General features: G+C 73.6%; 9 protein-coding genes. 5 read left to right on the top strand and 4 right to left on the bottom strand.

The features are described from left to right. Positions 1 to 1074: helicase-related protein (locus E1293_RS40445; RefSeq protein ID WP_165978619.1), on the bottom strand; the 1074-nt coding region annotated here is incomplete at its 3' end. Positions 1075 to 1487: 413 nt separating this feature from the next. Here E1293_RS40445 and E1293_RS40440 point away from each other — a divergent pair. After that, a complete protein-coding gene (locus E1293_RS40440; RefSeq protein WP_243717303.1) occupies positions 1488 to 2126 on the top strand; it encodes an NERD domain-containing protein in 639 nt (212 codons plus the stop codon). 89 nt (positions 2127 to 2215) lie between these two features. On the opposite strand, the gene E1293_RS40435 is transcribed toward E1293_RS40440, so the two are convergent. Together E1293_RS40435 and E1293_RS40430 are read right to left on the bottom strand one after the other, a co-directional pair. Further along, entirely contained in the window at positions 2216 to 2707 is a 492-nt protein-coding gene (locus E1293_RS40435) for a hypothetical protein (protein ID WP_132204346.1), read from the bottom strand. 28 nt (positions 2708 to 2735) lie between these two features. Beyond that, entirely contained in the window at positions 2736 to 3101 is a 366-nt protein-coding gene (locus E1293_RS40430) for a hypothetical protein (protein WP_132204344.1), read from the bottom strand. 83 nt (positions 3102 to 3184) lie between these two features. Here E1293_RS40430 and E1293_RS40425 point away from each other — a divergent pair, with 83 nt between their 5' ends. Next, positions 3185 to 3910, top strand: a complete 726-nt coding sequence (locus E1293_RS40425) for a histidine phosphatase family protein (protein WP_243717301.1) — start codon at positions 3185 to 3187, stop codon at positions 3908 to 3910. Here E1293_RS40425 and E1293_RS40420 read toward each other — a convergent pair. Next, positions 3894 to 5324: a GAF domain-containing protein gene (locus E1293_RS40420; RefSeq protein WP_243717299.1), complete on the bottom strand. Its 1431-nt coding sequence runs from the start codon at positions 5322 to 5324 to the stop codon at positions 3894 to 3896. The genes E1293_RS40425 and E1293_RS40420 overlap by 17 nt on opposite strands. 526 nt (positions 5325 to 5850) lie before the next feature. On the opposite strand from E1293_RS40420, the gene E1293_RS40410 reads away from it, so the two are divergent. The 3 genes from E1293_RS40410 (at position 5851) to E1293_RS40400 (ending at position 8809) form a co-directional block, all read left to right on the top strand. After that, a complete protein-coding gene (locus E1293_RS40410; RefSeq protein ID WP_132204336.1) occupies positions 5851 to 6417 on the top strand; it encodes a hypothetical protein in 567 nt (188 codons plus the stop codon). A gap of 43 nt (positions 6418 to 6460) precedes the next feature. After that, entirely contained in the window at positions 6461 to 7519 is a 1059-nt protein-coding gene (locus E1293_RS40405) for a threonine aldolase family protein (protein WP_132204334.1), read from the top strand. A gap of 99 nt (positions 7520 to 7618) precedes the next feature. Further along, positions 7619 to 8809: a thiolase C-terminal domain-containing protein gene (locus tag E1293_RS40400; protein WP_132204332.1), complete on the top strand. Its 1191-nt coding sequence runs from the start codon at positions 7619 to 7621 to the stop codon at positions 8807 to 8809. Positions 8810 to 8927 lie beyond the last annotated feature (118 nt).

Raw genomic sequence — 8927 nt, 5'->3', positions numbered from 1 at the left:
GGCCGGGAGGCGGTCGTGCTCGGCCTGGGTCCAGCAGCGGTAGACGGTGCCGGGGGCCTCGCGTCCGGCGCGGCCGGCGCGCTGCTCGGCGGTGGCGCGGGACGCGCGGACGGTGGTGAGGGACCCGAGGCCGCGGGCGTGGTCGGTGCGGGGCTCGCGGGCGAGGCCGGAGTCGACGACCGCGCGGACGCCGGGGACGGTGAGGCTCGACTCCGCCACCGAGGTGGCGAGGACGATCCGGCGGCGGGCCGCGGGCGCGAGCACCTCGTCCTGGACGGAGCGCGACGCCTGGCCGTGGATCTGCAGGACGTCGGCGGGAGCGTCCTTGAGCTGCCCGGCGACGCGGGCGATCTCGCCGACGCCGGGCAGGAAGCACAGGACGTCGCCGTCGCGTTCGGCCGCGGCGCGGCGGACGGTCGCGGCCACGTGCGCGAGGAACGCCGGGTCGACGCGCATGCCGTGGGGCGGGGCGGCGGGACGCGGCGGCGGCGCCCAGACCGTCTCGACCGGGTGCAGCGCCGCCTCGGTCTCCACGACGGGGGCGTCGTCCAGGAGGCGCGCCCAGGGGGCGGTATCGACGGTGGCGGACGCGGCGACCAGGCGCAGGTCGGGACGGAGCGTCGCGCGGACGTCCAGGAGGAACGCCAGCGCGGTGTCGGCGTCAAGGTGCCGCTCGTGGCATTCGTCCAGGATCACCGTGCCGATGCCGGCGAGTTCGGGGTCGGACTGGAGGCGCTGGAGGACGACGCCGGTCGTGACGACGTCGATGCGGGAGCCGGGGCGCGTCTCGCCGCGCACGGTGACGCCGACCTGGCCGCCGACGCGTTCGCCGAGGAGCCAGGCCATCCGGCGGGCGGCCGCGCGGGCGGCGAGGCGGCGCGGCTCCAGGACGAGGATCTTGCCGGTGGCGGGCGGGCCGCCGAGGGCCAGCCCGGCGAGCGCGAGGGGGACGAGGGTGGTCTTGCCGGTGCCGGGCGGCGCCGCCAGCACGGCCGTGCCGCCGACGTCCAGGGCCGCGCGCAGGGCGGGGACGGCGGCGCGGACGGGGAGGCTCTCGGCGGCGTGCAGGTGCATCGTCCCAGTGTGCCGTCCCGGCCGGGCCACCTCGAAATCAATTGCGGCGAAAATGGCCCTGTTGGTTGCGGTGATAGTTGCACCGAGCTTTTCAACCAATCGGCCGTGCTGTTATCTTTTTCCCCGCGAATCGCCTCGCCTAACCCCGTGAACGAGCAGGTGAGCAATGGCGTCAAGACCATGAAGTGGCTTAGGAGTTTGATTTAAGTCACCTTGTGCACTGTAGCGGAAAACTCCTGGGTATCCACATAATGATGCTGTCATCGCAGGGTGTCGGGAGGCAAGACATGTTCGGCAGCTCCATCTACCTGAGGGACCGTCCCGCATTCACCGGTGGCTCGCCGCAGGCGGTGTACGAGGATCTGTGGCAGCGCGGCCGAAAAGGGCGATTGCGGACACGCGCATTTCTGGCGGTGGCGACACTCGTGTTGTGCGGGCTCCTGGTGAACGCCGTATTCGGCGTCGTGATGGCGGTGCTGGTGGCCGCCGCCGACACGTTCGTCCATTGGCGCATTTACAGCGCGTCGCGGGTGTGGCGGCTCGGGCTGCGGGGCGAGGAGCGGATGAACCGGTTCCTGCGCCTCACGCTGGAGCGGCGCGGCCACCGCGTCCTCTACGCCCGGACGGTCCCCGGGCACGGCTCCGCCGACGAGCTGGTCGTCGGGCCGGGCGGTGTGTGGCTCGTCCACAACGAGGCGTGGGCCCCCGGCACGGAGATCTCCCAGCACGGCGGCAAGCTGTTCGTGGACGGCCGGACGCAGTCCAAGCTCGTGGGCGCGCTGACCGCGCGGGCCGAGGCGGCGGCCGCGGCGATCTCCCGGGTCGCGGAGGTCCCGGTGAAGGTGACGCCGGTGCTGGCCGTGCACGGCGGCAAGCTCGTCCGCACGCCGTTCGCCGCGGACGGCATCGTCTTCGCGCCGCCGCTGAAGCTGATCCGCTGGATGCGCGGCAACCCGGCGGCCGACCGGTCCCCCGACGAGGTCGAGGCGCTCACCAGGGCCGCCGTCCACGCCCTCCCCATCGGCGGCCGCGCCATCTCGGCCGCGGCATGACGGAGCGAGGGCATGCCGCGGTACTCGCCGGGGGGCCGTCCCCTCACAGGGAGCCCGGCATGACCGTCAGACACCTGTGGTCGGAGGGTCTACCGGCCGCCGTTCACAGGGCGCCCACCGCCCGCGGGGGTTCCGCCACCCTTGCGGGCGGTGTGGCGCAGCCACAGCAGTCCCACGACCGGCAGCACCAGCGGGATGAATCCGTAGCCGCGCCCGTACATGGACCAGACGGTCTCGTCGGGGAACGCCGCGGAGTCGGCGATGCTGAGCGTGCCCACGACGAGCACGCCGGCGAGTTCGGTCGAGCAGGCGGCGACGGCGATCCGGAACGAGGTCCGGCCGCCGCGGGCCAGCGCGACCGTGGCCAGGACGTAGACGGCGGCGGCGAACGCCGACAGCAGGTAGGCGACCGGCGCGTCGGAGAACTTGGCGGCGATCTGGACGCCCGCCCGCGCACCGGCCGCGAGCGCGAAGATCGCGTAGACGGCGACCAGGAGCCGTCCCGGACCTCCCGCGGTACCGCCCGCGCGGGCGGTGGCGCCGGCGCGGGTGCCGTCGTCCGCGCGGGCCTCCGGCTGCATGCCCGCGGCCTCGCCGACGGGCTCGGATTCAGACACCGGTGCCGCTCCACAGCTGGTTCATCCGGACGATCATGACGGCGACGGCCACCCCGGCGACGACGATCACGCCGGGACCCCACCGGGTGCGCTCCAGCAGCCCCCACCCGGCCCCCGCGACCGGGATCAGCAGCGATCCCAGCAGGTAGCCGACGAAGGTGGCGGAGCCGTCCGGCCCCTCGCCGCCGGAGAGCTTGACGAACGCGACGACCGCCTGCGCGACCAGCAGGACCTCCAGCACACCGAGGGCGGCCAGGTCGCCGACGCCCATCGCGCGGCCGCGCAGCGCCGTCACCAGGGCGTAGCAGGCGGCCAGCAGCGCCACCGCGATGGTCGCGGCGGCCAGGACGTTCGTCACGGCCCAAAGAGTACTACCGCCTGTAGAGGACGGCGTCATCGCGTCCGCCGCCGCGCCCGCCGGAACGTGGCAGCATGGCGGGGATGAACGCGCTGCAGTGGCTGATCCTGACCCGGCACGGTGAGAGCACCGGGAACCTCGCCTACCAGGCGGTGCACGGCACCGACGCCGAGGAGGCCGGCATCCCCGAGCGGGACGCCGACGTCCCGCTGTCGGGCACCGGCCGCGCCCAGGCGGCGAAGCTCGGCCGCTGGCTCGCCGCGCTCCCCGAGGACGAACGCCCCACGCTGGTCGTCTCCTCCCCCTACCTGCGCGCCCTCGACACCGCCGAGACCGCGCTCGCGCGGACGTCCTACGCCGCCCCCGACGGCCTGCGCATCCGGGTGGACGAACGGCTCCGCGACCGCGAGCAGGGCATCCTGCAGGACCTCACCGCCCTGGGCGTCAAGAACCGGTTCCCGGCCGAGGCCGACCGGCTGCACCGCCTCGGCAAGTTCTACTACCGGCCGCCCGGCGGCGAGTCATGGGCCGACCTGGCGCTGCGGCTGCGCAGCTTCTACCGCGACCTGCAGGCCGACGCCCCCGGCGGCCGGGCGCTGGTCGTCGCGCACGACGCGATCGTCGTCATGACCCGCTACCTGGTCGAGGAGCTGACCGAGCGGGAGGTCATGGAGATCGAGAAGGAGCCCATCGCCAACGCGTCGGTGACCCGGTGGCGGCACGACGGGTCCGGGCTCGCGGCCGACTGCTACAACGACTGCGGCCACCTGACCGCCGCCGGGCCGGCGGCGTCTACGGGTCGCCGCTGAGCAGCCGGGCGCTGCGCGAGGCGACGGCGGCGAGGCGCGGATCCCCGGCCGGGAGGACGGCCCGCAGCCGCTCCAGCGCCTCCAGGTCGGCGCCGCCCGGCTCGGTCCGCACGTAGGTCCATAGCGCGTCGGCGCCGCCCCGGTCGAGCGCCTGCCGCCGGACCCGCACGGCCAGCTCGTCGCGTTCCGCGCGGACGGCGGGCGCGTCCGAACGCGGCAGCAGCTCGCCCTCGTACAGCCGCACGGCGCCCGCGACGTCGCCCTCGTCCAGCATCCGCCGGACGCTGAGGACGTCGGCCTCGACCGGGCAGCCGAGCCGGTAGGGGCGGGCGCGGACGATGCCGCCGAGCTGCTGGCGGAGCCGGTGGATCTCGGGGCGGACGGTCCCCGGGCTGCCGTCGTCGCCGTACAGGTACAGCGAGAGCCGGTCGCCGCTCAGCCCGCGCGGATGCAGGGCCAGCAGCGCGAGGATCTCGGCGTGCCGCAGCGTCAGGTCGTACCGCCGCCCGTCCAGGTGCGCGTGCGGCTGGCCGTCGCCGAGCAGCGACAGCGTCAGCAGCGGCCCCTCCCCCGCGGGCCGCGCCGCCGGCGTGCTCGCGTCCACCTGCCCCTGGGCACCGGGCAGCCGCAGCAGGAACGCCTCGCCGAGCGGCTCGGCGACGGCGGTGCGGCCGTCCGGCAGCAGCACCGTCCCGCCGGGTTCGGGGACGAGGACGCGCCGCCCGCGCAGCCCGTCGGCCGACGCCGCGAGGATGCGGCCGGACACGCTGACGAGGACGCCGGTGCCGCGCAGCCCCCGCAGGTGGGGCAGCAGCCGCTCGCGCAGCCGCTCGTCGCGCTCCAGCATCTCGTTCTCCAGCCGCGCCTCGGCCAGCCGGGCCGCGGCGGCGACGAGCGCGACGGTCGCCGGATGCAGCGCCTCGACGGTCGCGCTGACGTCGATGCAGCCGACGACCCGCCCCGTGTCGGGGTCGATGATCGGCGCGCCCGCGCACGACCAGCCGTGCAGGACGTGCGCGACGTGCTCGGCGGCGTAGACGTACTCGGGCCGGCCGGTGGCGAGGGCGGTGCCGATGCCGTTGGTGCCGACGGTGTCCTCCGACCAGCGGAACCCCTCGGTGAGGCCGATCGCGTCGGCGGCGCGGCGGGCGGCCGGCGGGCCCTGCGTCCACAGCGCGTTGCCGGCCTCGTCGGTGATCACCATCAGGTGCTCGGTCTCGTCCGCGACCCGCCGCAGCAGCGCCTGCAGCATCGGCAGGAGCGGCCGGAGGGGGTGCGCGGCGCGGGCGTCGGCGAGGACGTCGCGCTCGAACACCAGCGGCGCCGCCGCCATCCCCGCGTCGACGCCGGCCTCCCGGGAGCGCCGCCACGACTCGCTGATCGGCGGCCGGACGGTCACCGGATCGTGCACCACCCACCAGCCCTTTCCCGCGGAGAGAACCTCGGCCCGTCCGAGGATCGGTCCATCGGAGGGTGCGGCGCAACCGATTCGGCGGATCCCGCCTGGCCGGATCCGGGCACGGTGCGTGTTCATCCGGTCGCAACGTGCATGCAACGTGGCGGCGCCTAACGTGACCGGCGCTGGGGAGCCGAAGGACCATCCTGTGGGTCCCGCCGTCCCGCACGCGTCCGGGGGGAATGCGTGCGGGACGGCTCTGCTCCCCGCCTACGGGGAGGACGAACGACGCATGCTCTGCCTGACCTGTCACCGTGTCCGGCCGGCCTTGAGCCGGGCGGACTACACCGCCGAACGCGCCTGGCTCATCGTCCGCCGGGGCCTGTGCACGTGCGGCACGCCGCCCGCGCGGACCCGCCGCCCGGCGGCCGTCCGAAAACGGGCCGGTTCCCTGAAATAAACCTCGGGGTTCACAAAATGTTCATGGTCGATTCGCCTACAGTTTAAGGAGATCCCACTCGACCGGCCCCTTGGAGGGAGCGCCATGACCGTGATCCCGGGTCTCGTCCGCCGCGCCGCCGCCGGGGCGGAGCGCCATCTGCGCGAAGGCGCCGGCCTTCTCGTCAGAATCGGGCGGGATCTGGAACGGTCGGCGGAGCTCGGCCGGCTGCTGCCCTCCTATCTGGAGCGCATGGCGATCCTAGAGCAGGCCGTCAGCGACCAGGACGCCGAGCTGCGCACCGTCCGCGCCGAGCTCGACTCGCTCGTCGGGCAGCTCAACGACCGGCTGCTGCCCCGCATCGACGAGCGGATGGACGACACCGAGCGCGACCTCGCCGCCGTCGCCACCAGCGTGATCCGCACCGGCCGCGACACCGCCGGGCACCGCACCCGGCTGGAGGCGGCCGAGCGGCGTATCGGCGACCTGCGCACGAAGATCGCCCAACTGGAGCAGCGGACCGGGCTGTGGCGCGACCTGCAGTCCACCGTCGCCCGGTTCGGCGACGACCTGGACGCGATGCGCGCCCGGATGGCGCTGCGCGCCGCCGAGCCGCCGCCGGCCGACGCCGCGCCCGCACCGGTGCAGAACATCACCGACCGGCCCGCATAGGAGGCGCGGAAAGGCAGCGCCGGGCGTCCGGGAGAATGGACGCATGACTCAGCCGCCCGAATTCCGTCCGTCCGCCGCGCGCACTTTCGCCAGCGACAACCAGGCGAGCGTCCACCCCGCGGTCCTCGCCGCCCTGGCCGAGGTCAACGACGGGCACCAGCCCGCCTACGGCGCCGATGCCGTCACCGGCCGGCTCCGCGAGGTCGTCCGGCGGCATTTCGGCGAGCAGGCCGAGGTGTTCCCGGTGTTCAACGGGACGGGCGCGAACGTCGTGTCGCTGCAGGCGATGTCGGAACGGTGGAGCGCGGTGCTCTGCCCGGAGTCGGCGCACATCAACACCGACGAATGCGGTGCGGCCGAGAAGGTCGCCGGGCTGAAGCTCGGCACCGTCCCGACCCCGGACGCCAAGCTCACGCCCTCGCTGGTCGAGCGGTACGCGACGGGCTTCGGCAACGTCCAGCGGCGGGAGCCCGCCGTCGTATCGATCACCCAGAGCACCGAGCTGGGCACCGTCTACACGGCGGAGGAGACGGCCGCGGTCGCGGCGGCGGCGCACGAGCGCGGCCTGTCGGTGCACATGGACGGCGCCCGCATCGCCAACGCCGCCGCGTCCCTCGGGCTGCCGCTGCGCGCCCTCACCACCGACGCGGGCGTGGACGTCCTGTCGTTCGGCGGAACCAAGAACGGGCTGCTGCTCGGCGAGGCGATCGTCGTCCTGAACCCCGGGGCGGTGCGCGGGATGTCGTACCTGCGCAAGTCGAGCATGCAGCTGGCGTCCAAGATGCGGTACGTGTCCGCGCAGCTCGTCGCGCTGCTCGACGGCGACCTCTGGCTGCGCAACGCCTCCCACGCCAATGCGATGGCCCGCCTCCTGGAGACCGCCGCCCGCGCGGTCCCCGGCGTCGAGATCACCCAGGACGTCCAGGCCAACACCGTGTTCGCGATGATCCCGAAGGACGTGACCGAGCGGCTGCGCAAGCGGTTCCCCTTCTACACCTGGGACGAGGCGACCGGCGAGGTCCGCTGGGTCTGCTCGTTCGACACCACCGCGGACGACGTGGCCGCCTTCGCCGCCGCGCTCGCCGAGGAGATGTCGGCCTGACCAGCGCGGCATCCCGTTGATCGGGAGCGCCCCGATGCGCCGCCGCGCCCGCGCGTTATCGTGTTACCGAACAGGATTCGGTAACAGGAGGCGAGCCCGATGGCCAACCGCACCTTCGTCGTCGGCGTGGGCATGACCAAGTTCGAGAAGCCCGGCTCCCGCGACTGGGAGTACCCCGACATGGCCAAGGAGGCCGTCGGCAACGCCCTCGCGGACGCGGGCGTCGGCTACGACAAGGTCGAGATGGCCTACGCCGGCTCCATGTACGGGTCGATGGGCCAGCGCGCCCTCTACGAGACCGGTATGACCGGCATCCCCGTCATGACCGTCATGAACGCGTGCGCGACCGGCTCCAGCGCGCTGTTCCTCGCCCGCCAGGCCGTCCGCGGCGGCCTCGCCGACTGCGCCCTCGCCCTCGGCATGGAGAAGATGAAGAAGGGCTCCCTCGGCGCCGGCATGGGCGAGTCCAAGGTCACCATCGTCGACCACCACCTGCGCTCCATGACCGCCGGCCGCGAATGGGAGCTGGACAAGGCGCCCATGCCGCAGATGTTCGGCAACGCCGGGCGCGAGCACATGGAGAAGTACGGCTCCACCCCCGACCACTACGCCTGGATCGGCTGGAAGAACCACAAGCACTCGGTCGACAACCCCTACGCGCAGTTCCAGACCGAGTACTCCCTCGACGAGGTCAAGAACGCCACGATGATCTTCGACCCGCTGACCAAGCTGCAGTGCTCCCCCACCTCCGACGGCGCCGGCGCCGCCCTCGTCGTCAGCGAGCGGTTCCTCGACGAGCACGACCTGTGGGACCAGGCCGTCGAGATCGCCGGCCACCACATCACCACCGACACCCCGCAGAGCTTCGAGGACCACTCCTCCATCCAGGTCGTCGGCTTCGGCGTCTCCCAGCACGCCGCCCGCAAGGCCATGGACGAGGCGCAGGTCTCCATCGACGACGTCGACGTCATCGAGCTCCACGACTGCTTCAGCGCCAACGAGCTCATCACCTACGAGGCCCTCGGCATGGCCGGCGTCGGCGAAGGCCACAAGCTCGTCGACGACCAGGCCACCACCTACGGCGGCAAGTGGGTCGTCAACCCGTCCGGCGGCCTCATCTCCAAGGGCCACCCCCTCGGCGCCACCGGCCTCGCCCAGTGCGCCGAACTGACCTGGCAGCTCCGCGGAAAGGCCGGCAACCGCCAGGTGGACGGCGCCCGGGTCGCCCTCCAGCACAACATCGGCCTGGGCAGCGCCTGCGCCGTCGCCGTCTACAAGCCCGCCACCTGACCCTCGCGATCGCCGGCGGGTACGGGGCAGCCCGCCCCCGCACCCGCCGGCGCTCACTTCGAGACCAGCGAACCGGTGAGGCGCCCCTTCTTTGAGGCGACAAGGCAGAGGGCGTACT

The sequence above is a fragment of the Actinomadura darangshiensis genome, assembly GCF_004349235.1.
GTDB classification, from domain to species: domain Bacteria; phylum Actinomycetota; class Actinomycetes; order Streptosporangiales; family Streptosporangiaceae; genus Spirillospora; species Spirillospora darangshiensis.
The sequence above is the reverse complement of the archived record's forward strand: the minus strand, read 5'-3'. Positions and strand labels throughout refer to the sequence as shown.